The organism is Rhizobium sp. Leaf371, assembly GCF_001424045.1.
Taxonomy (GTDB): Bacteria; Pseudomonadota; Alphaproteobacteria; order Rhizobiales; family Rhizobiaceae; genus Ferranicluibacter.
Map to the genome: position 1 here is coordinate 203,731 of NZ_LMQB01000001.1, position 25,607 is coordinate 229,337.

Sequence of the window (25,607 nt, forward strand, 5' to 3'; positions counted from 1 at the left end):
AAAAGTAGGAATTTTTAAGAACTGCCCGCGACTTGGAATAGATTGTCTATGAAATCGGTGGAAATCCAAGAATGTAGACGCAGAGCCGATCACGGTCGATTTTGCGAAATGTGAACACGGCTCGCTAGTTCTGGAGGATATGATGCGAACGTCGAAACAGGTCCTGCACGTACCCCAAGCCCGGTATTCTCACGCCCGCTATTCTGAGGCTGCATCGACTGCGGTCATGCCCGGCTTCCATGCCGTGCTGCGCACGCTGACGCTGGTCGCCGCCTTTGCGTTTATCGGAGCCTGCGTTTTCGGCGCCATCTGAGCGCCCCGCTTCTCGTCTGACCATTCGAAAACCGGATCGCGGCATCCCGTCGCGGTCCGGTTTTCGCGTTTGGGGGGTCGTCAGATGCCGGGCAGTTTGAACGCTTCGAGGCGCTGCCGCAGGAGGCCGATGGTTTCGACGTCGGCATTGGCAAAGGCGAACCGCAGGAAACCTTCCTGGATCTCGCCGAAGTAATCGCCCGGAAGGCAGACGACGCCGGCGAGGGCTGCAAGCTTGGCCGCGACGAATTCGGCGCTGATGTCGGGGTAGGGGTGGCGAATATAGGCGAAATAGGCGCCGATCGATTCGATTTTCCAGCCCTGAAGGCCTTCCATCACCGCCCGCATGGCCGCACTTCGGCGACCGATCTCGCGTCGGTTCTCCGCGCGCCATTCGGCAAGCGAGGGGATGGCTTTCACCAGGGCGATCTGGCCGGCGCGGGGCGCGCAGATCTGCAGGTTGTCCATGATCTTGGCGATCTGCTGGATCATCTGAACGCCGCCGGTGATGGCGCCGAGGCGGTGGCCGGGAATGCAGTAGGACTTCGAGAAACTGTAGAGGCTGACGAAATGGCTCTGCCAGCCTTCCCGCGAGAAGATATCGTGTGGCGGTGCGGCGATGTCGTCGAGGAAGTCGCGATAGGTCTCGTCGAGGATCAACCAGATGCCTTTGGTGCGGCAGAGGTCGAAAATCTCCGCAAGGCGGTCCGCGGGATAGACGGCACCTGTGGGGTTGTTCGGCGAGACCAGCGCGAGCGCCCGCACGCGCGGGTGCAGCGAGGCCTCGATGGACTCAATGTCCGGCACGAACTGGCCGGCGGCATCGCAGGGCACGAGATCGACGTTGATGCCGAGCATCGACAGCGTGGTCTCATGGTTGAAATAATAGGGGTTGGTCATCAGAACCGTGTCGCCGGCCTCGGCCAGTGCGATGACGGCCGCGACGAAGGCCTGGTTGCAGCCCGCGGTGATCTGGACATGGCGGGACGTCAGCGGCGCGCCATAGAGGTCCGCGACATGTGCCGCATAGGCGGTGCGGAGCGGCATCTCCCCTTCGATCGGACCATAGCCGGCTGCCTGCGTGGACGATGCGGCTTCGCCGAGCCAGGTCAGCATGTCGGCGTGCGGCGGATAGCCGGGCACGGCCTGGCTGAGGTCGAGCAGCGGGCCGAGCCCGCCATCATAGCCCTGAGCCCAGGCGGCGACCGAGGGGATGGGCGGTGGCGACAGCCGGGCGACCAGCGGGTTGAATTTCGGCATGGGTTCGTTCCTGTATGTGCTGGTCGGCCGGTCGGGAGGCGGTCGTGGATCAGCATCGAGACATATTGCGCCCGGAGCGTTCGGGGAGAATGGTGGCTGATTTGAGCCGGAAGCGGGTCCGGGTGCGTGTGGGGCGATTTGTCGCACAATTCCAGAAGCCGGAGCCGAAGCCAAGGGCAAAAGGCACCGGACGGTCCCGAGCCTCCCCGATGTTTTGCGACGCGGAGGAAACCGTTCCGCCGGGAGATCCGTATCGTCTCCAGAACTGAATGGAGATGATCATGACGATCGCATCGACAACCGTTTTTGCCGCCACCCTCGCAGCGGCGCTCCTTTCCGCATCGGGCGGTGCCTTTGCCCAGACGCCGAGCCGCACGGGTCCCCTGCGCGAGACCGTGATGGAGCGGTTTTTCCGGGGTCAGACGCAGGCCGAGGGCACCTTTCGCGCCATCAACGGCACCCGGCGGGACCTCGATATCGCGCTGCGCGGCACGGTGACGAAGACCGGGCTGACGCTGCGCGAGGACATCCGTTATGCGGACGGCGCCAAGGAGCGAAAGACCTGGCACTTCGTGCGCACCGGACCTGCAACCTATAGCGGGACGCGCGAAGACGTCATCGGCGGCACGACGGTGCGCGTGGATGGCAATGTGGTGCGGTTCAACTATCTCGTGGATCTCGATCCCGGCCCGAAGCAGGACCTCTATCGCTTCTTCGACACGCTGACCTTCGCACGCGACGGCAAGACCATGACGAACACGGCCATGGTGTGGAAGACGATCCTGCCCGTCGCGCGGGTCAAGATCGATTTCCGCAAATAACCGAGGTCGGCGCGCTTCGCCTACGGCGCCGGCCGTCCGGAAAGACTGTCCAGCCAGCCGGCGATCGTGCCGGCGTCGTCCGGCGACAGTTCGTGGCCGGCGGGAAGCGTGACCACGGTCGTGCGCGCGCCGGCCTCCGACAACGCCTTGACCTGGGCCGGCCGATAGCCGTCGAAGCTGTCGGTCGCGCCGGAGACGACGAGCACGTCGCTGCCGGAGAGGTCCGCGGCCGGCACCGTTTCGAGCGGCATCATGCTGCGCAGAAGGATGGCGCGGCGGATGAGCCCCGGCTGCAGGAACATCGTCGCCGCGATCATGTTGGCGCCGTTGGAATAGCCGAGGAACGCGGCGCGCGCGAGATCGATGCCGTAGCCGGACGCCGCGCCCTCGACGAAGCCCGCGAGCGCTTCCGCCTCGCTGGCGATATCCGCCTGATCGAATGTCATCTCGCCCAGCCGCCGGTAGAAGCGCGGTGCGCCTTCCTCGAGGCTGCGCCCGCGCAGGGCGACCAGCAGCGCATGCGGCGCCGCCTTGCGGGCGAGCGGCAGGAGGCTCAGCTCGTTGGCGCCGCTGCCATGCAGCAGGAACAGCGTGGTGCCGTCCGGCGCGTCGGCCTGATGCAGGCGATGGATGAACGGCAGCTCTCGCGCCGCAAACCGCTCCTCGCCGGGAAGGCCGAACTGCGGCAGGAGGACGGTGATGTCCTCGTCGGGTCCGTCTTTCGTCTGTCCGGGCACGAACAGCCGGGTTCCGAGCGTGGCTTCGTCCTCGTCGATCATCATTCCCGGCCCGTCGGTCGCGATCTCGATCAGGCTGCCGCCGGGTTCGCGAACGTAGAGCGAGAAGAAGTAGGTGCGGTCATGCACCGGCGTCGGGCCGGCATGCTCCGCGCCCAGGCGGTCCCGCGACGCCTTCACGGCGGCGCGATCGGGTGCCCGCACCGCGATGTGGTCGATCGTGCCGGTGCCGGGTGCGGACGTCCAGAAGCCGGTGGCGTCGCGCACGTCGATGACGTCGCCCGCATCCGAGCGCAGACGCTCGATCGTTTCAGTCCGCTCGCTCGACCGGAACCCGGTATGGCGCTGCAGGAAGGCGGATGTTTCCGCGGCATGGCTCGTGAGGATGGTGGCGCCGCGCAGGGCGCGGATGGCGTCTTCGGGCGGGATGCCGGGCGTATAGGCCGGATGTCCGCCCGGAACCGCCGTCGTTCCCACGAGCTTGACGATGACGCCGTCCGGATCCTTCAGACGCAGGACGGGTTCGCCGAATTCCGGTGCCGGGCCGGACACCGGCACGAGGTAGCGGAGCGCACGCTGCAGCCAGAAGCCGATCGATCCCGGCGCGATGGCAAGGGCGATCTCGCTCGGCTGGCCTTCGCCGACGCGGCCGGGACCGCCGTCCTCCCAGACGAGAAAGGTTACGAGCGAGCCGGGCGAACCGGTGCTGTCGCCATATAAGAGGTGCAGCTGTGCCGTGTCCTCGAAGCCGGCGGTGCGCTTGACGAGGCGCAGGCCGAGGAAGCCGGCGTAGAAATCGACATTCGCCTGCACCTTGCGGGTGATGAGCGTGATGTGGTGCAGGCCGCTGGTGCCGTGCGGGGCCTCGCGGCCGGGTTCCGTGGGGGTCTCTGTCATGGTCGGTCTCCTACTGCCGCGCGCGGTCCTGCGTCAGATAGGTGCGGAACGCCTCGGCATGGTCGGGATGCCAGCGGGAGAGGGGCGGGCGGTTCTCGACGATGTCGCCGGCCGCCCAGAGAATGCGCTTTTCATCGAGTTCGCGGCTGACGTCGTTGTCGGGGCAGAGAATATAGAAATCGCCGCGCGCGATGCTGTCCATCATGAAGTCCACCGTCTGCTCCGGCGTCCAGGCCGCCTCCGGCTTGTCGGTGCGCCCCTTCGCGGTGAGCCCGGTATGGACAAAGCCCGGGATGAGCAGATGCGCGGCGATGCGGCACGCCGGCGTGTTGCGCAGCTCGTGTTCGAGCGCTTCGGAGAAGGCTTTGACGGCGGCCTTCGCAACATTGTAGGCGGGGTCTCCGGGCGGGGTGGTGATGCCCTGCTTGGAGCCGGTATTGATGATGAGGCCGGGCTCGCCATGCGCGATCATCGCGGGGCCGAAGACGCGCGTCCCGTTGATGACGCCGCCGAGATTGATGGCCATCACGCGCTCCCAGTTTTCAAGCGGGCCGAACAGCGCACTGCCGGGCTGGATGCCGGCATTGTTCATCAGCACGTGGACCTTGCCGAATCGCTCGATCACCTCTTCTTGCAGGGCTTCCAATGCTTCCAGCTCGGAGACGTCCGTTGCGCAGGCGAGCACGCCTTCGGCGCCGTGCGCAGAGGTTTCGGCGACGGCCCGGGCGGCCTCTGACAGACGCTCGCCCTTGCGGTCGGCGAGGACGACCTTCATGCCGAGGGAGGCAAAACGGTGCGCCGCGGCAAGGCCGATGCCCGAGGCGGCTCCCGTGACGACGGCGACGGCGTTGGCGGAGAAGGCGGCATGTGTCATGTTCGGTCCGAAATCTGCGCCGCTATTAAAGAGGGCGCGGTTAGCAAATTTAATAGTGTCGCCCGCGAAAGTAGGTAAGGAGGAGGCTCAAGTCCATCCTCTTGCTTCTGCCTGCCTTTTCCTGTTCCTTCAGCGCCAGACCGTCTTTCCGAGCCGACATCCTCTCCCGCCATTCATCCGTCTCTCTCTTCGAGTCCCAATGTATCCCCCGAGAACGCGCAATAGCCGGCAGACGCCGTGCGACCAATGCCCCCTGCGTCATTTGCCGACGTTCCGCGAATTTCAGCCCGAGGAACTCGCTTTCGTCTCACATTTCAAGACGGGCGAACTTTCGGTCGATGCGGGAACCACCGTGCTGGTCGAGGGCAGCCACAGCGCGCACCTGTTTACGGTGCTGTCCGGCTGGGGCTTTCGCTACAAGATGATGGGGGACGGCCGACGGCAGATTCTCAATTACATCATGCCGGGCGACCTCGTCGGCCTGCAGGGCAGCCTGATGGGGGAGATGAAGCATTCGGTGGAAGCCCTGTCGGCCCTGACGCTGTGCGTGTTCGAGCGCGAACGGCTCGGTCAGGTCTACCGCAATCATCCCGATCTCGCCTTCGACGTGACCTGGATCGCGTCGCAGGAGGAGCGGATCCTGGACGAACATCTGCTCAGCATCGGACGCCGCACGGCGCTGGAACGCGCGGCCTATCTGCTCTCGTTCCTCTCGCAGAGGGCGAATGCGTCCAATCTGTTCAAGGGGGAGCGCGTGTCGATCCCGCTGACGCAGCAGCATGTGGCCGACACTCTGGGGCTCTCGATCGTTCACACGAACAAGACGCTGAAGAAACTTGCGGAGCGCAATCTGATCCGCTGGGAGGATCGCGGTTGCGATGTCCTGGATGCCGAGGGCTTGATGCGCGTGGCCGACTGGGACGGGATCGAGGTCGTCCGGCGGCCGTTTATCTGACGGGTTTTTCGAAGCCTTGGTTCAGACGCCCGGAAGCGACGGAGTGCGAAGGGCAATGCGCTTCAGGATGAAGGCACGAATTCTTTCGCCAAAACTTTGTTTTTCCTCGGCAATCACCGTGTCGCCTTCATCGTGGCCGAACACGCTTCTGGCCGCTTGTTCCAGTCTTTCAATCTCGCTGGTCGTCATGATTTCCTCCCATGTGCTCCCGCTCACCAGAATGCGCCTGAAGGGTTAAAAGTTCCAGTCCAGCGTAAGAACTTTCGAAAACACGCCGGTCACGTTCCGGTGTTTCGGAGACGTCTCGTTGCGGCTATAAGACCGGTCACTCGAGCGGGATTTCGATAGGTGGTCGGAGACGGCTGCTGACGGTATGTCTTATTTAAATGTGACCGGCGGCACTTGCCTTTACTGTTGAATTCGGGGACGTCGAATCATATTTGTGGATTGGGCAAGGGCGACAGCCTGTTAACGCCTGAACTGCCTCGCAACGAATGGATCTTGGTGCTGCGTTTGGAAACACTTTCGTCAATCAAACGCGTTCTCGTGCTGGAAGACAACTTCATCATCGCGATGGAGGCCGAGGATATCCTGCGGACGCTGGGCGTCGAGACGGTCGATATCGCCACGAATGTCACCCAGGCCAGGCAGCTCGTCGAGGAGCACGCTTTCGACTTCGCGCTTCTCGACGTCAATCTCGGCAGCGAGACCAGCTTCGACTTCGCCAATATTCTCGTGGCCCGCGACACCCCGTTCGGCTTCGTCAGCGGCTATGGCGAAAGCGCGATGTTTCCCGGCAGCCACCGTGACCGGCCCCGCATCACCAAGCCGTTCAACGAGACATCGATGAGCCAGTTGCTCGCGTCCGTGTCCGGCGCGGATGGCGCGGGCGAGGCTTCCACCGAAGCCGCCTCTAAAGCATCGCGATAAGCACCTCCGTCCGGTCGCTGCCATAGGTGATCGTGGCGCTGCCCGTATAGGCCAGCCGCAGCACGTCCCCGGCTGTGAGCGCTGCGAGAGCGGTGACTGTCGCCGCATGACGGGACGAGGCACTCGAAAACTCCCGCAATGTCGCAATGGTCTGTGCGCCCGCCTTCACCGCGAGGGAGAACGTGCCGGCCGGCTGCACTTCCGCCTTCAGGATGACGAGATAGATGCCGGTTGCCGGCACGACGAGGCTTTGACCGCCACCTGCGACCGAGGCGCCAAGCGCAAAGCCGCCCTGGGACACAGGCAGGGTCGCAAATCCGCTTTCGCTGCCGTCGGCCGGGGTGGATGTGCCGGTCGCCGTCGCCGCGCGGGCGATCGGCCTTTGCGGCAGTTGGACGCGACCGGCTCCGTCCACGCGCAGAGCCTCCTGCCAGACCGTGCCGTCGGCACTGGTCTTGATCGCGAACGTATCCGCTCCGCTCAAGCCCATTTCCGCCCTTCCGGACCAGCCGCTCTGAAAGAGCAGGCTGGCGGTGTCGGTGGTCGTCGCCTTGTTGATCTTGAGCTGGTGGCCGTGGCCGGCATGGCTGAGCAGGGTCGCGTCTCCCGAGACGGCGAGGCGATTGACCTCGTCCGGCGTTGCGTTGACGCCGAGCCTCTGCAGATCCGAAACGGCATCATAGGGCCGGAAGCCGGTGCCGTCATGGATGTGGAGGCGGGCGTCGCCGGTAAAGACGGCCCGCCAGCCGGGGCGGGGGGTGACGAACGTCCAGGCCGCATCCTGCCACACGGCGATCGTCCCGGCCTGTCCGGTCCAGGCGTCGGTCGGCGTTGGTGCTGGCGCGACCTCGTAGCAGGCGCCTTCGACAGGGCTTGCCGGAGGGTGCGACAGCCTTGCCGTTATCACCAGCTGCGTTACGGCATCCAGCCGCTGCAGCGCCTCATTGTGGGTGACGTGCTTCTGGGCCTGCGACGGCAGGATATAGGGCATTTCGAGGTTGGGGGTCGTCTCGCTCATCGGCATCTCCTGTCGGGGGTGCCGCCAGTGTGCGCGAACGCGCGGCCGCGGGGAGGAGCGGGAGGTGATCGCGCTGATTTCAAACGGTTTTTGGCGTTGTTTCTCCCCGCAGTTCCAAGGTGTGAGACGCGGTGCGCATGCTCGGAGCGTGGGCGGCGTCAGGCCCGGCCGCGGGAGACGAAATAGGGATTTGCGAAATCCACGTCGTAGACCTGGTTGCGCTTGCCGTAGAAAAGGGGATTGCCGTCCATGGTCAGGGTTTCCCCGCCGGCTGCGCGCAGGACGGCATCGCCGGCCGCCGTGTCCCACTCCATCGTGCGGCTGAGGCGGGGATAGATGTCGGCGAGCCCTTCGGCGAGCAGGCAGAATTTCAGCGAGGAGCCGACCGATTCATAGTCGGTGACGCCGTGTTCCGCGAGATAGGCGATGGTTTCCGCGCTGTTGTGCGACCGGCTGGCCAGCGCCACGATCCTGTCGCCGCGCTGGCGACAGCCGATGATGGTGGGGGCGCCGATATCCGTCTGGCCGGAGACGACGGATTTGCGTGCCCGGTTTCGTTCCGCGGCGTAGAGAATGCCGAGAGCGGGCGCGTAGACGACGCCGAAGGTCGGCGCGCCGTCCTCGATGAGGGCGATGTTGACCGTAAAATCGTGATTGCGACCGACGAATTCCTTGGTGCCGTCCAAGGGATCGACGAGGAAGAAGGCGCGTCCGTCGATATCGGGAACGAGGCCTGCCGACGCGGCTTCCTCCGCGACCACGGGAATGTCCGGATAGGCACCCTTGAGATGCCGCAGGATGATGCGTTCAGCGCTTTCGTCCGCATCCGTGACCGGCGACGCATCCGCCTTGTAACGGACATCGCCGCCGACATTATAGACGTCGATGACCGCCCGCCCAGCCTCGACCGCCGCCCTCTCCAACACGTGCAACATAGCGCCTGCCGCGCTCCTTCTCCGCCCTGCGATGACGGGCGTCCCGGCGCCCATCGCGTTTCCCCACAACCATACAGGGTTTTGCCTCATTCGTCAGGCAAATCCCTGTGAACGGTCGTTACATTTCGTGGCGTCGCAGGCCTTGGTTTCGCGCGCGTTAACGGCTTGCCGCATCTCGCGCAAAGCGTGTTTCCTGAAGAATTACAGCCGGATGCGCTCGGCGCGAACGGGCGCCTGCGTTGCAGCGCAAGTCACTGATATGCTTAAAATGTAACCTGCTGCTGCATCCATCCCGGCCCTTTGCCGCGGAAACCGCCAGATTTTGTCCTGCTGGAAAAGAATCTGTTGGGTGCCTTCTTTTTGTGCTTTTCTTTTCGAGCGAAAACAGTATGGAATCCCCGCAAACGTCGGGTCCTCAATGGACTGCAGAACAAGAGGCCGGACCCGCCAAGGGATCTGGTCCAGGGGAAAATAGATGGTGTATTTCGTCCAGCAGCTCGTCAACGGGCTGACTCTCGGATCTATCTACGGCATGATCGCCATCGGCTATACGATGGTCTACGGCATTATCGGCATGATCAACTTCGCCCATGGCGATATCTTCATGCTGGGCAGCTTCGCGGCCCTCATCGTCTTCCTGATCCTCACGACCCTCTTTGCCGGCATCCCCGTCGTCCTCGCCCTGCTGGTGATGATGATCGTGGCCATGCTGCTGGCGGGCCTGTGGAACTGGACGATCGAGCGGATCGCCTACCGGCCGTTGCGCGGTTCGTTCCGGCTTGCGCCGCTGATCACGGCCATCGGCATGTCGATCGCGCTGTCCAACTTCATCCAGGTGGTGCAGGGCCCCCGCAACAAGCCGATCCCGCCGCTGATCAATTCCAACTATCAGGTGCTCGGCATCTCGATCTCGCTGAAGCAGATCGTGATCATCGTCGTCACCGCCGTCCTGCTCACCATCTTCTGGTACATCGTCAACAAGACGCCGCTCGGCCGCGCCCAGCGCGCCACCGAGCAGGACCGCAAGATGGCCGCGCTGCTCGGCATCGACGTGGACCGCACGATTTCCATCACCTTCATCATGGGCGCCGCACTCGCCGCCGTCGCGGGCACGATGTACCTGATGTATTACGGTGTTTCTGTCTTCACCGACGGCTTCATCCCCGGCGTCAAGGCCTTCACGGCGGCCGTTCTCGGGGGCATCGGCTCGCTGCCGGGTGCCGTCCTCGGCGGCATCCTCATCGGCCTCATCGAGAGCCTGTGGTCGGCCTATTTCTCCATCGCCTACAAGGACGTCGCAACCTTCGTCATCCTCGCGGTCGTTCTGATTTTCAAGCCGACCGGCATTCTCGGCCGGCCCGAAGTGGAGAAGGTATAAGTCCATGGCGAACATTTCCTCTCCCGTTTCCCCGCCGCCCGCATCGAAGCCGCATGCAGAACCCAGCATCATGGCGCGTGCGTTCAAGGAAGCCTTTTTCGCGGGTCTCGTCTCGCTCGGCCTCTTCTGCCTTTTCGTCGGCGTTGAGACCTATCAGAACATCAACAACGAACTTGTCTGGCGCATGCGCTGGGGCCTGCTGGCGGTCTTCGTTCTCGTCGCCGCCGTCGGCCGCTTCGTCAACGTCGCCTTCATCCGGCCGGCGCTCGACAAGCGAAAGCTGGAAAAGGCCAAGAGCGGCATCCTCGAGGTTTCCGAAGACAAGGGTTTCTTCCACCGCCATTTCCTGAAGATCGCGCTCATCGCGCTTCTGATCTACCCGCCGGTGTCGGTGATGCTGCGCGGCGTTCAGGGCTCGCTGCTTCTGGTCGACAATTTCGGCATCCAGATCCTGATCTACGTGATGCTGGCCTGGGGTCTGAACATCGTGGTCGGCCTTGCCGGCCTGCTCGACCTCGGCTACGTCGCCTTCTACGCGGTCGGCGCCTATTCCTACGCGCTGCTCTCCACCCATTTCGGTCTGTCCTTCTGGGTTCTCCTGCCGCTCGCCGGCATTTTCGCCGCACTCTGGGGCATCATCCTCGGCTTCCCGGTTCTGCGTCTGCGCGGCGACTATCTCGCCATCGTCACGCTTGCCTTCGGTGAAATCATCCGGCTTGTGCTGATCAACTGGACGGAAGTGACCAAGGGAACCTTCGGCATCTCCGGCATCGCCAAGGCATCGATCTTCGGCATCTGGTCGTTCGACGTCGGCTCGCCGTCGAACTTCGCCAAGTCCTTCGGCCTGCCGATGTCGTCGGCCTATTACAAGATCTTCCTGTTCTACGTGATCCTGCTCCTCTGCATGCTCACGGCCTATGTGACGATCCGCCTGCGCCGCATGCCGATCGGCCGTGCCTGGGAAGCGCTGCGGGAAGACGAGATCGCCTGCCGCTCGCTCGGCATCAACACGGTGACGACCAAGCTGACGGCCTTTGCGACCGGCGCCATGTTCGGCGGTTTCGCCGGCTCGTTCTTCGCCGCGCGCCAGGGCTTCGTCTCGCCGGAGAGCTTCGTGTTCATCGAGTCCGCCGTCATCCTCGCCATCGTCGTTCTCGGCGGCATGGGGTCGCTGACCGGCATCGCCATTGCCGCGGTCGTCATGGTCGGGGGAACGGAACTGCTGCGTGAAATGAACTTCCTCAAGGTCGTGTTCGGCCCCGAGTTTACGCCGGAACTCTATCGCATGCTGATCTTCGGTCTCGCCATGGTGGTCGTGATGCTGTTCAAGCCGCGCGGCTTCGTCGGATCGCGTGCGCCGTCGGCCTTCCTTCACACCCGAAAGAACGTGTCCGGAAGCTTTACCAAGGAAGGGCACGGCTGATGGTTACGGGAACGGCGACGACAATGTCCAAGGATCCAATCCTCAAGGTCGAACATCTCTCCATGCGCTTCGGCGGCCTGATGGCCATCAACGATTTCTCGTTCGAAGCCACGCGCGGCGAGATTACCGCCCTCATCGGCCCGAACGGGGCCGGAAAGACCACCGTGTTCAACTGCATCACCGGCTTCTACAAGCCGACCATGGGCATGATCACGATGCGCCAGAAGAGCGGCCAGGAGTTCCTGCTGGAACGCCTGCCGGACTTCGAAATCACCAAGCGGGCGAAGGTCGCCCGGACGTTCCAGAACATCCGCCTGTTCTCGGGCCTGACGGTGCTGGAAAACCTGCTGGTCGCGCAGCACAATGCGCTGATGCGCGCGTCGGGCTACACCATTCTCGGCCTGCTCGGCTTTCCCGCCTACAAGAAGGCGTCGCTCGCCAGCATCGAGCTGGCGAAGTACTGGCTCGACAAGGCGTCGCTGACCGACCGTGCCGACGATCCGGCCGGCGACCTGCCTTACGGCGCCCAGCGTCGCCTGGAAATCGCGCGCGCGATGTGCACCGAGCCGGAGCTTCTCTGCCTGGACGAACCGGCCGCCGGTCTCAACCCGCGCGAGTCGCTGGCGCTCAACACGCTGCTGCGCGACATCCGCACGGACACCGGCACCTCGATCCTGCTGATCGAGCACGACATGTCCGTTGTCATGGAAATCTCCGACCACGTCGTCGTGCTGGAATACGGACAGAAGATCTCGGATGGCAATCCGCAATTCGTACAGAACGACCCGAAGGTCATCGCGGCCTATCTCGGTGTCGAGGATGATGAGGTCGACGAGGTGATCGCGGAAGTGGAAGAGGTTGCGGCAACCGTCGGTCACGGAACCGGCCACACGGGAGAGCGCCCATGAGCCCGCTTCTTCACGTCAAGGGCGTCGAAACCTATTACGGCAACATCCGCGCACTCGGCGGCGTCGATGTCGTCGTGGAACCGGGCGAGATCGTCTGCATGATCGGCGCGAACGGCGCCGGCAAGTCGACGCTGATGATGACGATCTGCGGCAGCCCGCAGGCGCGCACCGGATCGGTCATTTTCGACGGCCAGGACATCACCCGGATGCCGACCCACGAGATCGCCCGGCTGCGCATCGCCCAGTCGCCCGAGGGGCGGCGCATCTTCCCGCGCATGACGGTCTACGAAAACCTGCAGATGGGTGCGAGCCTCGACAACCTCAAATATTTCAACGAGGACATCGAGAAGATCTTCACGCTGTTTCCGCGCTTGAAGGAGCGCCAGTCGCAGCGCGGCGGCACGCTTTCGGGCGGCGAGCAGCAGATGCTGTCGATCGGTCGCGCCCTGATGGCGCGTCCGAAGCTCCTGCTTCTCGACGAGCCGTCGCTCGGTCTCGCGCCGCTGATCGTCAAGGGCATCTTCGCCGCGATCAAGAAGCTGAACGAGGAAGAGGGGCTCACCGTGTTCCTCGTCGAGCAGAACGCGTTTGCCGCGCTCAAGCTGTCGCATCGCGGCTATGTCATGGTCAACGGACAGGTGACGATGAGCGGCGGCGGTCGCGAGCTGCTGGCCAATCCCGAAGTGCGCGCCGCCTATCTCGAAGGCGGGCACCATTGAGCGCCGCTTTCTTCATCCCACCCACCGGGAGTTTCTGACATGCAGGGCATTCTTCACGAAGAGCCTTCGATCCTTCAGTTCATGCTGATCACCTGCGTGCTCGGCGGCTGGGCGGCGTGGCGCACGGGCAAGAGCGTCGCGGACGGCTGGCAGACCTACACGACCGTGCTGATCTATACGGCGCTGCTCGGCCTCGGCATCCGTTTCGTGCATCACGCACTGTTCAACGGCACGATGTTCAGCCTCCACTTTTACCTTGTGGACACGATCATTCTTTTGCTGTTTTCTACCGCTGGCTTCCGCTTCTACCGGACGCGCCAGATGGTCAACAGCTACTACTGGCTTTACGAAAAGGCGTCGCCTTTCTCGTGGAAGAACAAATAATAAGGGAACAGCCGCAGGCGCATCGCCTCGGCCACAACGAACACCGGCGCAGCAGAGTGGGAACTGCGTTGGCTATGGCAACAGACCCGCTTGAAAATTGGGAGTTACAGGATGAAGAAGTCACTTTTGTCGGCTGTTGCGCTGACGGCGATGGTCGCGTTCAGCGGCCAGGCCTGGGCGGACATCACGATCGCTGTTGCCGGTCCGCTGACCGGCCCGAACGCCGCTTTCGGCGCGCAGCTCCAGAAGGGTGCCGAGCAGGCAGCCGCTGACATCAACGCCGCCGGCGGCATCAACGGCGAGCAGATCAAGATCGTTCTCGGCGACGACGTGTCCGACCCGAAGCAGGGCATCTCGGTTGCCAACAAGTTCGTTGCCGACGGCGTGAAGTATGTCATCGGTCACTTCAACTCGGGCGTTTCGATCCCCGCGTCGGAAGTCTACGCCGAAAACGGCATCCTCGAAATCACCCCGGCTGCCACCAACCCTGTTTTCACCGAGCGCGGCCTGTGGAACACGTTCCGCACCTGCGGCCGTGACGACCAGCAGGGCGGCGTTGCCGGCGCCTACCTCGTCGAGAAGTTCAAGGACGCCAAGGTCGCCGTCATTCATGACAAGACGCCTTACGGCCAGGGCCTTGCCGACGAAACCAAGAAGGCGATGAACGCTGCCGGCATGACGGAAGTCATGTACGAAGGCGTCAACACCGGCGACAAGGATTTCTCGGCCCTCATCGCCAAGATGAAGGAAGCCGGCGTCTCGATCATCTACTGGGGCGGTCTCCACACGGAAGCCGGCCTGATCATCCGCCAGTCGGCCGATCAGGGCCTCAAGGCAACGCTCGTTTCGGGCGACGGTATCGTCTCCAACGAACTGGCCTCGATCGCGGGCGACGCGGTTGCCGGCACGCTCAACACTTTCGGCCCCGATCCGACGCTCCGCCCGGAGAACAAGGAACTGGTCGAGAAGTTCAAGGCCGCCGGCTTCAACCCGGAAGCCTACACGCTCTACTCCTACGCCGCCCTGCAGACGATCGCAGAAGCTGCCAAGATTGCCGGCTCCATCGATTCCGAGACCGTCGCCACCGCGATGAAGGAAAAGGGTCCGTTCAAGACCGTTCTCGGCGACATGTCCTTCGACGAAAAGGGCGACCCGAAGCTTCCCGGCTACATCATGTACGAGTGGAAGAAGGGCCCGGACGGCAAGTACAGCTACTTCCCGCAGTAATCACGGCATCGCGGCTCCGGCCGCCTTGTCCGAAACGAGGAAAGCCCGGCCCTGCGCCGGGCTTTTCCGTGCCTGCGGGTTCGCCGTTCTGTCAAGCTCGGTGCAGGGGACGGCGTTCTTCTGACACAGGTGCTACGAGACGCTGCGGATGGGGTGACGTCCGATCATCCGGACGCGATCGGCTGTCACGCCGACTCAGGCTTGGCGCAGCGCATTCGTCGCCTTCACCGCGGCCGAGGCCCGGTTTTCGACGCCGAGCTTCACATAGATCTGCTCGAGGTGCTTGTTGACGGTGCGGGCGGAGAGGCCGAGGATTTCGGCGATGTCGCGGTTGGCCTTGCCCTTGGCGATCCAGACGAGCACCTCGGCTTCGCGCATGGTCAGCGAAAAATGGCGGCGCAGCGCTTCCTCGTCGCTGGTCTGGCTGACGGCGGTGAGGCGAAACAGGTATTCGTCGCTGCCGATCGCGCCGAGGAAAGCAAGGTGCAGGACGGGCACGCCGTCGCTTTCGACGATGAGGGGGGCATCCTTCGTGCCGGTCCGGTCGCGCAGAAACTGGGCGATCCGACCGGACATGGCGGCGAGGCCATCGTTCGAGCCGATGGCGGTCTCGACCAGCCGCGTCGCCTGGGGGGTCGACCAGTGCAGCGCGCCATCGCCGCGCACCGCCAGCAGGTGCCGGCCGGCAGCGTCGAGCGCGACGCGAGCGCTCTGCGCCGAGCGGGCGTTGCCGAGGTGGACACGGATGCGGGCGCGCAATTCGTCGATGTTGATCGGCTTGGAGAGATAGTCCACCCCGCCGGATTCGAGCGCATGGACGATGTGCTCCGTCTCCGTCAGCCCGGTCATGAAGATCACCGGCACCGGGGCGATGTCGGCCAGCGCCTTCAGCCGCCGACAGGTGTCGAAGCCGTCCATATCCGGCATGACCGCATCCATCAGCACGATGTCGGGCGTGATCTTGTCCACGACCTTCAGCGCTGCCGGGCCGGAGGTGGCGATCAGCACCGAAAAGCCGGATTGCTCCAGCGCGTCGGTGAGAAAGCCGAGGGTCTCCGGGCTGTCATCGACGATCAGGACGATATCGCGGGGGCGGGGGGTCTCACTCACCGGCGATCTCCTTCCGCCAAGGGGTCGCTGCGCATGGCGGCGGTTTCGAGGAAGGTGGCATAGCCGGCCATGTCGAAGGCCTGGACATAGGCGCGCGCGGCGTCTGCGAAGGGCTGGTGGGCAGCGTCGCGCGCGAGTTCGGCGAGTTTTGCCTCGATGCCCCTGATATAGCCGATTTCGCCCAGCCGGATGAGTTCTTCGATGTGGGAGGCCTCCGGCACGAGGATCGTCGGCGGCGCGACGGGCTCCGCCTGCGTCGCGGGGTCGTCATGCGTCCAGGTCAGGCCGAGATGAAGGGCGATCTTGCCCTTGAGCTGACGGATGTCGAAGGGCTTGGCGAGCGTGTCGTTGTGGCCGATATGCTGGCTGGCAAGGCTGCCGTCGCCAATATTGGCTGACAGCATGACGATGGGCGCCGCCTGTCCATGCTCGCGCAGGCGCGAGACGAGTTGCCAGCCGCTCATGCCGGGCATGGAGATGTCCACAAGAAAGAGGTCGGGCTTGATGCCCTCGATCAGCGTCAGGCATTCGGCGCCGCCGATGGCGGTGAGGACCACGAAGTCGAGCGGGATCAGCACCTCGCGCATCAGTTCGCGGTGATCCTCGTTGTCATCGACCACGACGATGGTGCGGCGGGGGCCGGCATAGCCGGTAACGGCGCGCGACGGCGGCGGAACGGCGGCGGGATGGGCGATGGCCGACAGCATCAGCCGCACGCGAAAGGTCGAGCCCTTGTCGCGCTCGCTCGTCACGAGGATTTCGCCGCCCAGCGTCTCGGTGAGGAGACGGGTGATCGTGAGGCCGAGCCCGAGACCGGGCATCGGCCGGATCGTCTCGGCTTCGCCGCGCTGGAACGGCTCGAAGATGCGCGGCCGGTCGGCCTCCGAAATGCCGCGGCCCGTATCGGTCACGGTGAAGGTCGCGACCTGGCTGCGATAGGTGACCTCGAAGCTCACGAGCCCGCGATCGGTGAACTTGATGGCGTTTGAAAGAAGGTTGACGAGGATCTGGCGCAGGCGTTTCTCGTCGGCGCGCACATGCGTCGGCAGGCCGGGCGCGCGCCGATGCTCGAAGGCCAGCCCCTTCGCCTGGGCCTGCGGGCGGAACATATCGACGATCTGATCGAGAAAATCCTGGATGTTGATCTCGTTGGAGAACACCTGCAGCCGTCCGGCCTCGATGCGGGAAATGTCGAGCAGGCCGTCGATCAGCCCGGAGAGGTGATCGGCGCTGCGCTTGATGACGCGGATGGCCGCCTGCCGGGGGGCGGGGATCGTCTCGTCGCGTTCGAGAATCTGGGCATAGCCCATGACGGCGTTGAGCGGCGTGCGCAGTTCGTGGCTGAGGCCGACGACGTAGCGGCTCTTGGCGCGGTTGGCGGCCTCGGCGGTTTCCTTGGCATATTGCAGGGCGGCGTCGGTCTTCTTGTGGGCCGCGATTTCCTTGAGCAGCAGCGTGTTCTGCCGCGAGGATTCCTCCTCGGCGACGAGGCGGCTGTCATGCGCGAGCACATAGAACCAGCAGACGACGCCGGTGACGACCGTGAACACGAAGAAGACGATGCCGATGGTGCGGTTGATCACCTCGGCGGCCATCGGCGAGGCCGATCCGGTCTGGTAGGCGATCATCGCGAGGATGGCGCCGATGGCGGAGACGGCGATGACGACGGCCGTGGCGTAGCGGCCAAGGCGGCTCGAAAGCGCCGCGACGATCCGCTCGGGCAGCAGCCTGCGGGCGACGGCTGCGGTCTGGGCGTTGACCCGCGCATGCGGCTTGCAGACATCGTGGCAGCGGCTGTCGAGCGAGCAGCAGAGCGAACAGATCGGCGCGGAATAGGCCGGGCAATAGGCCATGTCCTCCGGCTCGAACGGGTGCTGGCAGATGGAGCAGGTGATGGTGCTCAGGCTCTTCCAGTGTGCGCGCGGCTTTCGCGCGAGGTAGTAGCGCCCGCGCGTGGCATAGGCGATGGCCGGGGAAACGAGGAAGGCGACAAGGGTGACATAGGTCGACAGTGACGCCAGAATGGTGCCGAAAAGGCCGAAATGCGCGGCAAGCGCGACGCCGGCCGCGGTGAACATGGCGCCGAGACCGACCGGGTTGATGTCGTAGAGATGCGCGCGCTTGAACTCGATGCCCGGCGGGGAAAGGCCGAGCGGCTTGTTGATGAAGAGATCGGCCGACAGCGTGCAGAGCCAGGACATGGCGATGATCGAGAACACGCCGAGGGTCGCTTCGAGCAGCGTGTAGATGCCGAACTCCATGAGGAGCAGGGCGATGGCGACATTGAACACCAGCCAGACGACCCGGCCGGGGTGACTGTGCGTCAGGCGGGAGAAGAAGTTCGACCAGGCGAGCGAGCCCGCATAGGCGTTCATCACGTTGATCTTCAGCTGGGAGACCACGACGAAGGCCGCCATCAGCACCAGGGCCGCAGTGTCGTTCGGGATCATGTAGCCGAAGGCCGTGAGATACATGTGCGAGGGGTCCGCCGCCTGGCCGGCCGGCACGCCGGTCGAGAGCGTCAGCACGGCCAGGAACGAGCCGGCAAGCAGCTTTGGCACGCCCACCACCACCCAGCCGGGACCGGCCAGGAAGACGGCAAAGCGATGCCGCCACTTCTTCATGCCTTCCGGCGGCAGGAAGCGCAGAAAATCCACCTGCTCGCCGATCTGCGGCATGAGGGCAAGGATGACGGCGGACGCCGCGCCGAACTCGATGAGATCGAACGGCGCTGTGCCCCCCACCTCGGCGTTGGAATGGGCGATGCCGGCAAAGGCGCGCCAGAGGTCGAATTTTTCCCAGTCCGAAAAGGCGATGAAGACGAAGGGCAGGATGTTGAGGACGATCCAGAAGGGCTGCGTGACGAGCTGGAAGCGGGAGATGAGCTGGACGCCGTAGATGACGAGCGGAATGACGACGACCGCGCTGATGATGTAGCCGATCCAGAGCGGGATGCCGAAGGCGAGGTTCAGCGCCCCGGTCATGATCGATGCCTCGATGGCGAACAGCATGAAGGTGAAGCTGGCATAGATCAGCGAGGTGATGGTGGAGCCGATATAGCCGAAGCTCGCGCCGCGCGTCAGCAGGTCGATATCGACCCCGTGGCGGATGGCGTAGCGGCTGATCGGCATGCCAATGACGAGCATGGCGACGGCGGCGGCGATGATGGCGTAAAAGGCGTTGGTGGTGCCGTAGGAGAGGGTGATCGTGCCGCCGATCGCCTCCAGCGCCAGGAACGAGATCGCGCCGATGGCGGTCTGCGAGATGCGGCTTGCCGAAAACCTGCGGGCGCTCTTGGCGGTGAAGCGCAGGGCATAGTCTTCCAGCGTCTGGTCGGCGACCCAGCGATTGTATTCGCGCCGGACCGGAATGATGCGCTGCCGGGCTGTCATCTCGAAGTTTTCATGGTGCGAAGCAACATCCTTGCCGATCACGCGACGATGGTGAAAGGCGCGCGGGTCGGGCGATCTTGAAGACAACGCGGGCACCTGTCCAGACAGACCGCATGTTTCGTGCAGAAAGGCACGCGTCCTCTGCGCCCGCCACCTACGTCAATTAACGTATGTGCATTGCACAAGGCCTGTCGGATAGTCCCGTTGCGACCCGTTAACCCTCCCTTAGGAAACGGCGCCAACGAACGAGAGGGGCTCTCTTATGTCATTCAAATCCCATATCCTCAGTGCATTCCTGGCGGGTGCCTTGGCAACCACGGCATTCTCCGCCGTCAACGCGGCTGACGACACCATCAAGGTCGGCGTCCTGCACTCGCTGTCCGGCACGATGGCCATTTCCGAGACGACGCTGAAAGACGCCATGCTGATGCTCATCGAGGAGCAGAACAAGAAGGGCGGCGTTCTCGGCAAGAAGCTCGAAGCCGTCGTCGTCGATCCCGCATCCGACTGGCCGCTGTTTGCCGAAAAGGCCCGCGAGCTGATCTCCGTCGACAAGGTCGCGGCCGTGTTCGGCTGCTGGACGTCCTCGTCGCGCAAGTCGGTCCTGCCGGTGTTCGAAGAGCTGAACTCGATCCTCTTCTACCCCGTCCAGTATGAAGGCGAAGAGTCCTCGCGCAACATCTTCTACACGGGTGCCGCGCCGAACCAGCAGGCCATCCCGGCCGTCGACTACCTGATGGCCAACGAAGGCGTCGAGCGCTTCGTGCTCGAAGGCACCGACTACGTCTATCCGCGCACGACCAACAAGATCCTGGAGGCCTATCTGATCTCCAAGGGCGTGGCCAAGGAAGACATCATCGTCAACTACACGCCGTTCGGCTTCTCGGACTGGCAGACGGAAGTCGCCAAGATCAAGGAATTCGGCTCGGCCGGCAAGAAAACCGCCGTCGTCTCCACCATCAACGGCGATGCCAACGTTCCCTTCTACAAGGAACTCGGCAACCAGGGCATCAAGGCTACCGACATTCCGGTCGTCGCCTTCTCGGTCGGTGAGGAAGAACTCGCCGGTCTCGACACCAAGCCGCTCGTCGGCCATCTCGCCGCTTGGAACTACTTCCAGTCCGTCGATGCGCCGGCCAATGCCGACTTCATCAAGCAGTGGCACGCCTACACGAAGAACGACAAGCGCGTGACGAACGACCCGATGGAAGCCGCCTATATCGGCTTCTCCGCCTGGGTAAAGGCCGTCGAGGCTGCCGGCACCACCGACACGGATGCCGTCCTCGACACGATCATCGGCACCTCCGTTCCGAACCTCTCGGGCGGCTATTCCACCGTCATGCCGAACCACCACATCACCAAGCCGGTGCTGATCGGCGAAATCCAGGCCGACGGCCAGTTCGAAATCGTCCAGCAGACCCCCCAGGTCGTCGGCGACGAGTGGTCGGACTTCCTGCCGGACAGCAAGGACCTGATCTCCGACTGGCGCAAGCCGATGTCCTGCGGCAACTTCAACGTTGCAACGGGCAAGTGCGGCGGCAAGGGCTCCTGATCGCTTCCTCGTAAAGCCGATGGTGCACAACTGATTTTCATGACGAATGCATTTTTGGTGCGGCCTCCGGGCCGCACCGCCAGGTCTTCATACCGATGATTTGAAATGTTCGCCTCCGTCCGGCTTCGTGCCGGGCGGAGACGTCTTCCCCGGGGGAGGGATCGCTCGTCGCATTCACGGCCGTTCGCGCATGGCACGGATCATGCATCGAAATGACCGGACAGGGCGAATGATCGCCTTTCCCACCACTGTCGTACCCGCTTTAGTGCAACCCCCAAGGGACGCCTGCGGAATTCCTGGGCAGATGCGCGCGGCTCACCGCCGCCCTGCCGCATGAAGGGGCTTTGAACAGACATGCAGCTGACCTCGCGCACGGTTCGGACCATTCTTCTTCTGCTCGGCCTTTGCCTTGCCTTTGCAGCCGGTGCGCGGGCGCAGGAGGCGCTGAAGCCTCTGGTCGATGGCCTCGGCGCGACGGCGTTTCCGCAGAAGGTGGAAGCGGTCAAGCGGCTGGCCGCGACGGGCGACCCCAAGGTGCCCGAGATCCTGGAAAAACTGAGTGCCGGCGCCTTGTTCGCGCCGAAGGCGGGCGGCGCGGTCTATCTCGTCGAGGGCGACGTCGTGTCCGATCCGGTCACCGGCGCGCCTGTCGAGGGCGTCGCTGCCGGCAGCCTGCAGAAGATCCGACTGAACAATATGCTGCGCGGGGCGATCGGCGATGCGATGAGCCAGCTGACCTTGCTCAGCCCCGATCGCAATGCCCGCCTTTCCGCCGCGCAGGCGCTGCTGGCCAGCGGCGACACTGCCAATCTCGCGCTGCTCGACGGCGCGCTGGCGAAGGAAAGCGATCCCGAGGTCAAGGCGGCGATGGACTCCGCCCGCGCCGTGCTGATCCTGAAGACGGATGCCAGCGCCGAGGACAAGAAGGCGGCGATCGAGAATGTCGCGGCGCGCGGCGATCGCGGTGCGCTCAACATTCTCTCCGCAGCGCTTGCCACCGCGCCGCCGGATCTCGTGCCGGTCATTCAGGGCCGCATCGACGGCATTACCAGCAGCCTTGCCGTGTGGGATGTGCTGCAGAACGTCTGGTACGGGCTGTCGCTCGGCTCGGTCCTGCTGCTCGCCGCCATCGGCCTTGCCATCACCTTCGGCGTCATGGGCGTCATCAACATGGCGCATGGCGAGATGGTGATGCTCGGAGCCTATACGACCTATGTCGTGCAGCAGACGGTCGCGTCGCTGGCGCCGGGGCTCGCCACTTTTTCGCTCGCCTTCGCGGTGCCGATCGCCTTTCTCTTCACCGGCCTTGTCGGCGTCGCCATCGAGCGCGGCATCATCCGCTTTCTCTATGGCCGGCCGCTCGAGACGCTGCTCGCCACCTGGGGCCTGTCGCTGATCCTGCAGCAGACCATCCGCACCATTTTCGGGCCGACCAACCGGCAGGTGGACAATCCGAGCTGGATGTCGGGCACCTTCGATTTCGGCGGTCTCGCGATCACCTGGAATCGCATGTGGATCATCGTCTTCTCGCTGGCCGTCTTCCTGGCGCTGCTGACGCTGCTCAAACGGTCGCGGCTCGGCCTGCAGATGCGCGCCGTCACGCAGAACCGACGCATGGCCTCCTCCATGGGCATCCGCACGCCGATGGTGGACGCGATGACCTTCGGCCTCGGCTCGGGCATTGCCGGCATCGCCGGCGTGGCGCTCAGCCAGATCGACAACGTCTCGCCCAATCTCGGGCAGAACTACATCATCGACAGCTTCATGGTCGTGGTGTTCGGCGGGGTCGGCAATCTCTGGGGCACCTTCGTCGGCGCCATGACGCTCGGGATCGCCAACAAGTTCCTGGAGCCCTATGCGGGTGCCGTGCTCGGCAAGATCCTGATCCTCGTCCTCATCATCCTGTTCATCCAGCGGCGGCCGCGCGGCCTGTTCGCCCTCAAGGGGAGGTCGATCGAATAATGTTCACGACCCGGCTCATCCAAGCGCATGAAAAGAAGGTGCTGGCGCTTGCCGCCCTGATCCTCTTCATCGCCATCGCGGTTCCCGCGTCCAACCTGCTGCTCGATCCCGGCAACCCGCTGCACGTGCCGTCGCATGTCGTGCCGCTGTTCGGAAAATATCTCTGCTACGCGCTGCTCGCGCTCGCGCTCGATCTGGTCTGGGGCTATTGCGGCATCCTCTCGCTCGGCCATGGCGCCTTCTTCGCGCTCGGCGGCTATGCGATGGGCATGTATCTGATGCGCCAGATCGGCGCGCGCGGCGTCTATGCGAACCCGGTCCTGCCCGATTTCATGGTGTTTCTGAACTGGAAGGACCTGCCCTGGTACTGGACGGGTTTCGACAGCTTCCCCTTCGCAGCCCTCATGGTGATCCTGGTGCCGGGCGCGCTCGCCTTCGTCTTCGGCTGGCTCGCCTTCCGCTCGCGGGTCACCGGCGTCTACCTCTCCATCATCACGCAGGCGATGACCTATGCGCTGCTGCTCGCCTTCTTCCGCAACGAGATGGGCTTCGGCGGCAATAACGGCCTGACCGATTTCAAGGATATTATCGGCTTCAACATCCAGGCGCCGGAAACCCGGGCCACGCTCTTTGCCATCACCGGCATCGTGCTTGCGGTGGTGCTGCTGCTCTCCTCGGCCATCGTGCAATCCAAATACGGCAAGGTGCTGATCGGGGTGCGGGATGCGGAAAGCCGGACGCGCTTTCTCGGCTATCGCGTCGAGAACATGAAGCTCTTCATCTTCACGGTCTCCGCCATGATCGCGGGCATTGCCGGTGCGCTCTACGTGCCGCAGGTGGGCATCATCAATCCGGGCGAGTTTGCGCCCGCCAACTCGATCGAGGTCGTCATCTGGACGGCGGTCGGCGGACGCGGCACGCTGATCGGGCCGATCATCGGGGCGGTGCTGGTCAATTTCGGCAAGTCCGTCTTCACGGCGGCGTTTCCTGAATTCTGGCTGTTTGCGCTGGGCGCGCTCTTCGTCGCCACCACGCTGTTCCTGCCCAAGGGCATCGTCGGCACCATCCAGCAGGGCTTTTCCTCCCGCCGCGACTACAAGGCGGCGGCCGAGGCCGAAAAGGGCCGCACCGTTTCGGCCAGCGCGCCGGCCGACGCCCAACCTCAAGCCGCGGAGTGAGCGCCATGGACCAGAAGATCACCAACAGCCTTCTCTATCTCGACGGCGTTTCCGTTTCCTTCGACGGCTTCAAGGCTTTGAATGCGTTGTCGTTCGTGGTCGCGCCCGGCGAGTTGCGGGCGATCATCGGCCCGAACGGGGCCGGCAAGACCACGATGATGGACATCATCACCGGCAAGACGCGGCCGGACAGCGGCACGGTCTATTTCGACGGCAAGGTCGATCTGACGAAGAAGGACGAGGCCGATATCGCGCAGCTCGGCATCGGCCGGAAGTTCCAGAAGCCGACCGTGTTCGAGAGCCAGACGGTCTGGGACAATATCGAGCTCGCGCTCAACCGCAAACGCGGCGTCTTCGCGACGCTGTTCTACACGCTGACGCCGGCCGACAAGGCGCGGATCGAGGAGATCCTCGAAACGGTGCGCATGACCGCCCGCAAGGACCATCTCGCCGGCAGCCTGTCGCACGGCCAGAAGCAATGGCTGGAGATCGGCATGCTGCTTGCGCAGGAGCCGAAACTGCTGCTGGTGGACGAGCCCGTCGCAGGCATGACCGACGCCGAGACCGCGGAAACCGCGATCCTGCTGAAAGAGATCGCCAAGACCCGCTCGGTCGTGGTGGTCGAGCACGACATGGGCTTCATTCGCGACCTGGGCGTCAAGGTCACCTGCCTTGCCGAGGGATCGGTGCTTGCCGAGGGCACGATCGACTTCGTGTCGAACGATCCCAAAGTCATCGAAAACTATCTGGGGCGGTGATCTCAATGCATTACAATGTTTCGATGTTCGCGGTTCAACACTTCGGCGGACCGACTTTGCCGCCTCGCTCTCGGGCGGATGTCTTCTCCCTTCTTCCTGTGAGGGAGATGTCGGGTCGGGCCGCGGGACACCCTGAAAACGCCGAGGCACCGACCCCTTCCATGACACGAGGTGCACCATGCTGACCGTCGATAACATCAACCTCCATTACGGCGCGGCACAGGCGCTGCGCGGCGTCTCCATCACGGCGCCGATGGGCAAGATCACCTGCGTGCTCGGCCGCAACGGCGTCGGCAAGACCAGCCTTCTGCGCGCGGTGACGGGCCAGCATGCGACCAGCGCCGGCAAGGTGACCTTCAACGAGACCCTCATGAATGGCATGGCGCCCTATCATCGGGCGCGCCTCGGCGTCGGTTTCGTGCCACAGGGGCGGGAGGTGTTTCCGCTTCTGACCGTCAAGGAGAACCTGGAGTCCGGTTACGCGCCTGTCGCCCGCAAGGACCGTTTTGTGCCGGATGAGATCTTCCAGCTGTTTCCGATTCTGAAATCCATGCTCGGCCGTCGTGGCGGCGATCTCTCCGGTGGGCAGCAGCAGCAGCTCGCCATCGGCCGGGCGCTCGTCACGCGTCCGAAGATCCTCGTGCTGGACGAGCCGACGGAGGGCATCCAGCCGTCGATCATCAAGGATATCGGCCGGGCGATCCAGTATTTGCGGGATTCCACCGGCATGGCAATTCTGCTTGTGGAACAATATCTTGACTTCTACCGTGAGCTTGCAGACCATGTCTACATCATGGATCGCGGAGAGATTGTGCATGAAGGCCCGGCCGAAACGCTCGACACGCCGGAAGCCCGACGGCACCTCACGGTTTGATCG

At 63.9% G+C, this 25,607-nt stretch carries 22 protein-coding genes; 14 read left to right on the plus strand and 8 right to left on the minus strand.

The features are described from left to right. Nucleotides 1-393: 393 nt before the first annotated feature. A complete protein-coding gene (locus tag ASG39_RS00835) occupies nucleotides 394-1,572 on the minus strand; it encodes an aminotransferase (protein ID WP_062591918.1) in 1,179 nt (392 codons plus the stop codon). A gap of 281 nt (nucleotides 1,573-1,853) precedes the next feature. Here ASG39_RS00835 and ASG39_RS00840 point away from each other — a divergent pair, with 281 nt between their 5' ends. Then, nucleotides 1,854-2,393: a DUF3833 family protein gene (locus ASG39_RS00840; RefSeq protein ID WP_062593272.1), complete on the plus strand. Its 540-nt coding sequence runs from the start codon at nucleotides 1,854-1,856 to the stop codon at nucleotides 2,391-2,393. A gap of 20 nt (nucleotides 2,394-2,413) precedes the next feature. Here the strand turns inward: ASG39_RS00840 and ASG39_RS00845 are convergent, their stop codons facing one another. Together ASG39_RS00845 and ASG39_RS00850 are read right to left on the minus strand one after the other, a co-directional pair. Continuing rightward, on the minus strand, nucleotides 2,414-4,027 hold the full coding sequence (locus ASG39_RS00845; RefSeq protein WP_062591920.1) for a VOC family protein: 1,614 nt from the start codon (nucleotides 4,025-4,027) through the stop codon (nucleotides 2,414-2,416). A gap of 10 nt (nucleotides 4,028-4,037) precedes the next feature. Continuing rightward, on the minus strand, nucleotides 4,038-4,901 hold the full coding sequence (locus ASG39_RS00850; RefSeq protein ID WP_062591922.1) for an SDR family NAD(P)-dependent oxidoreductase: 864 nt from the start codon (nucleotides 4,899-4,901) through the stop codon (nucleotides 4,038-4,040). A 199-nt stretch (nucleotides 4,902-5,100) separates the two neighbouring features. On the opposite strand from ASG39_RS00850, the gene ASG39_RS00855 reads away from it, so the two are divergent. Next, nucleotides 5,101-5,856, plus strand: coding sequence for a Crp/Fnr family transcriptional regulator (locus ASG39_RS00855; RefSeq protein ID WP_062591924.1), 756 nt, complete (start codon nucleotides 5,101-5,103; stop codon nucleotides 5,854-5,856). Between the two features lie 21 nt (nucleotides 5,857-5,877). Here ASG39_RS00855 and ASG39_RS23590 read toward each other — a convergent pair whose 3' ends face one another. After that, complete coding sequence (locus ASG39_RS23590) at nucleotides 5,878-6,045, minus strand: hypothetical protein (RefSeq protein ID WP_156467970.1); 168 nt, start codon at nucleotides 6,043-6,045, stop codon at nucleotides 5,878-5,880. Between the two features lie 324 nt (nucleotides 6,046-6,369). On the opposite strand from ASG39_RS23590, the gene ASG39_RS00860 reads away from it, so the two are divergent. Further along, on the plus strand, nucleotides 6,370-6,786 hold the full coding sequence (locus tag ASG39_RS00860; protein WP_062593274.1) for a response regulator: 417 nt from the start codon (nucleotides 6,370-6,372) through the stop codon (nucleotides 6,784-6,786). Here ASG39_RS00860 and ASG39_RS00865 read toward each other — a convergent pair. Together ASG39_RS00865 and cysQ are read right to left on the minus strand one after the other, a co-directional pair. Further along, nucleotides 6,770-7,804 (minus strand): DUF2793 domain-containing protein, encoded by a 1,035-nt coding sequence (locus ASG39_RS00865; protein WP_062591926.1) that lies wholly within the window; start codon nucleotides 7,802-7,804, stop codon nucleotides 6,770-6,772. The genes ASG39_RS00860 and ASG39_RS00865 overlap by 17 nt on opposite strands. A gap of 158 nt (nucleotides 7,805-7,962) precedes the next feature. Beyond that, nucleotides 7,963-8,739, minus strand: a complete 777-nt coding sequence (gene cysQ / locus ASG39_RS00870) for a 3'(2'),5'-bisphosphate nucleotidase CysQ (RefSeq protein WP_062591928.1) — start codon at nucleotides 8,737-8,739, stop codon at nucleotides 7,963-7,965. Nucleotides 8,740-9,214: 475 nt separating this feature from the next. Between cysQ and ASG39_RS00875 the strand changes: the two genes are divergently transcribed. From ASG39_RS00875 to ASG39_RS00900, 6 genes are all read left to right on the plus strand, one after another. Next, nucleotides 9,215-10,117 carry a branched-chain amino acid ABC transporter permease gene (locus ASG39_RS00875; protein WP_062591930.1) on the plus strand — a complete coding sequence of 301 codons (903 nt, stop codon included), beginning with the start codon at nucleotides 9,215-9,217 and terminating at the stop codon, nucleotides 10,115-10,117. Between the two features lie 70 nt (nucleotides 10,118-10,187). Then, the gene (livM, locus tag ASG39_RS00880; RefSeq protein ID WP_200943854.1) at nucleotides 10,188-11,540 is read left to right on the plus strand and encodes a high-affinity branched-chain amino acid ABC transporter permease LivM; all 1,353 of its coding nucleotides are present in this window, start codon (nucleotides 10,188-10,190) and stop codon (nucleotides 11,538-11,540) included. Then, nucleotides 11,540-12,448 (plus strand): ABC transporter ATP-binding protein, encoded by a 909-nt coding sequence (locus ASG39_RS00885; protein ID WP_062591935.1) that lies wholly within the window; start codon nucleotides 11,540-11,542, stop codon nucleotides 12,446-12,448. Before livM ends, ASG39_RS00885 begins: the two co-directional genes overlap by 1 nt. Further along, nucleotides 12,445-13,167 (plus strand): ABC transporter ATP-binding protein, encoded by a 723-nt coding sequence (locus ASG39_RS00890; RefSeq protein WP_062591936.1) that lies wholly within the window; start codon nucleotides 12,445-12,447, stop codon nucleotides 13,165-13,167. The genes ASG39_RS00885 and ASG39_RS00890 overlap by 4 nt, the downstream gene beginning before the upstream one ends. 39 nt (nucleotides 13,168-13,206) lie before the next feature. Continuing rightward, nucleotides 13,207-13,551: a DUF6867 family protein gene (locus tag ASG39_RS00895; protein WP_062591938.1), complete on the plus strand. Its 345-nt coding sequence runs from the start codon at nucleotides 13,207-13,209 to the stop codon at nucleotides 13,549-13,551. Nucleotides 13,552-13,662: 111 nt separating this feature from the next. After that, complete coding sequence (locus ASG39_RS00900) at nucleotides 13,663-14,778, plus strand: branched-chain amino acid ABC transporter substrate-binding protein (protein ID WP_062591940.1); 1,116 nt, start codon at nucleotides 13,663-13,665, stop codon at nucleotides 14,776-14,778. A 195-nt stretch (nucleotides 14,779-14,973) separates the two neighbouring features. On the opposite strand, the gene ASG39_RS00905 is transcribed toward ASG39_RS00900, so the two are convergent. Beyond that, nucleotides 14,974-15,888, minus strand: coding sequence for a DNA-binding response regulator (locus tag ASG39_RS00905; RefSeq protein ID WP_062591942.1), 915 nt, complete (start codon nucleotides 15,886-15,888; stop codon nucleotides 14,974-14,976). Then, nucleotides 15,885-19,280 carry an ATP-binding protein gene (locus tag ASG39_RS00910; protein WP_062593276.1) on the minus strand — a complete coding sequence of 1,132 codons (3,396 nt, stop codon included), beginning with the start codon at nucleotides 19,278-19,280 and terminating at the stop codon, nucleotides 15,885-15,887. Before ASG39_RS00910 ends, ASG39_RS00905 begins: the two co-directional genes overlap by 4 nt. A gap of 262 nt (nucleotides 19,281-19,542) precedes the next feature. On the opposite strand from ASG39_RS00910, the gene urtA reads away from it, so the two are divergent. The 5 genes from urtA to urtE all read left to right on the plus strand — a co-directional run bounded on the left by urtA (nucleotide 19,543) and on the right by urtE (nucleotide 25,604). Further along, nucleotides 19,543-20,832: an urea ABC transporter substrate-binding protein gene (gene urtA / locus ASG39_RS00915; protein WP_062591944.1), complete on the plus strand. Its 1,290-nt coding sequence runs from the start codon at nucleotides 19,543-19,545 to the stop codon at nucleotides 20,830-20,832. A gap of 354 nt (nucleotides 20,833-21,186) precedes the next feature. Next, nucleotides 21,187-22,794, plus strand: coding sequence for an urea ABC transporter permease subunit UrtB (urtB, locus tag ASG39_RS00920; protein WP_062591946.1), 1,608 nt, complete (start codon nucleotides 21,187-21,189; stop codon nucleotides 22,792-22,794). Further along, a complete protein-coding gene (urtC, locus tag ASG39_RS00925; protein WP_062591948.1) occupies nucleotides 22,794-23,972 on the plus strand; it encodes an urea ABC transporter permease subunit UrtC in 1,179 nt (392 codons plus the stop codon). The genes urtB and urtC overlap by 1 nt, the downstream gene beginning before the upstream one ends. Before the next feature lie 5 nt (nucleotides 23,973-23,977). Continuing rightward, nucleotides 23,978-24,730 carry an urea ABC transporter ATP-binding protein UrtD gene (urtD, locus tag ASG39_RS00930; RefSeq protein ID WP_062591950.1) on the plus strand — a complete coding sequence of 251 codons (753 nt, stop codon included), beginning with the start codon at nucleotides 23,978-23,980 and terminating at the stop codon, nucleotides 24,728-24,730. Between the two features lie 178 nt (nucleotides 24,731-24,908). After that, complete coding sequence (urtE, locus tag ASG39_RS00935) at nucleotides 24,909-25,604, plus strand: urea ABC transporter ATP-binding subunit UrtE (protein WP_062591952.1); 696 nt, start codon at nucleotides 24,909-24,911, stop codon at nucleotides 25,602-25,604. The last annotated feature ends 3 nt before the right edge of the window (nucleotides 25,605-25,607 follow it).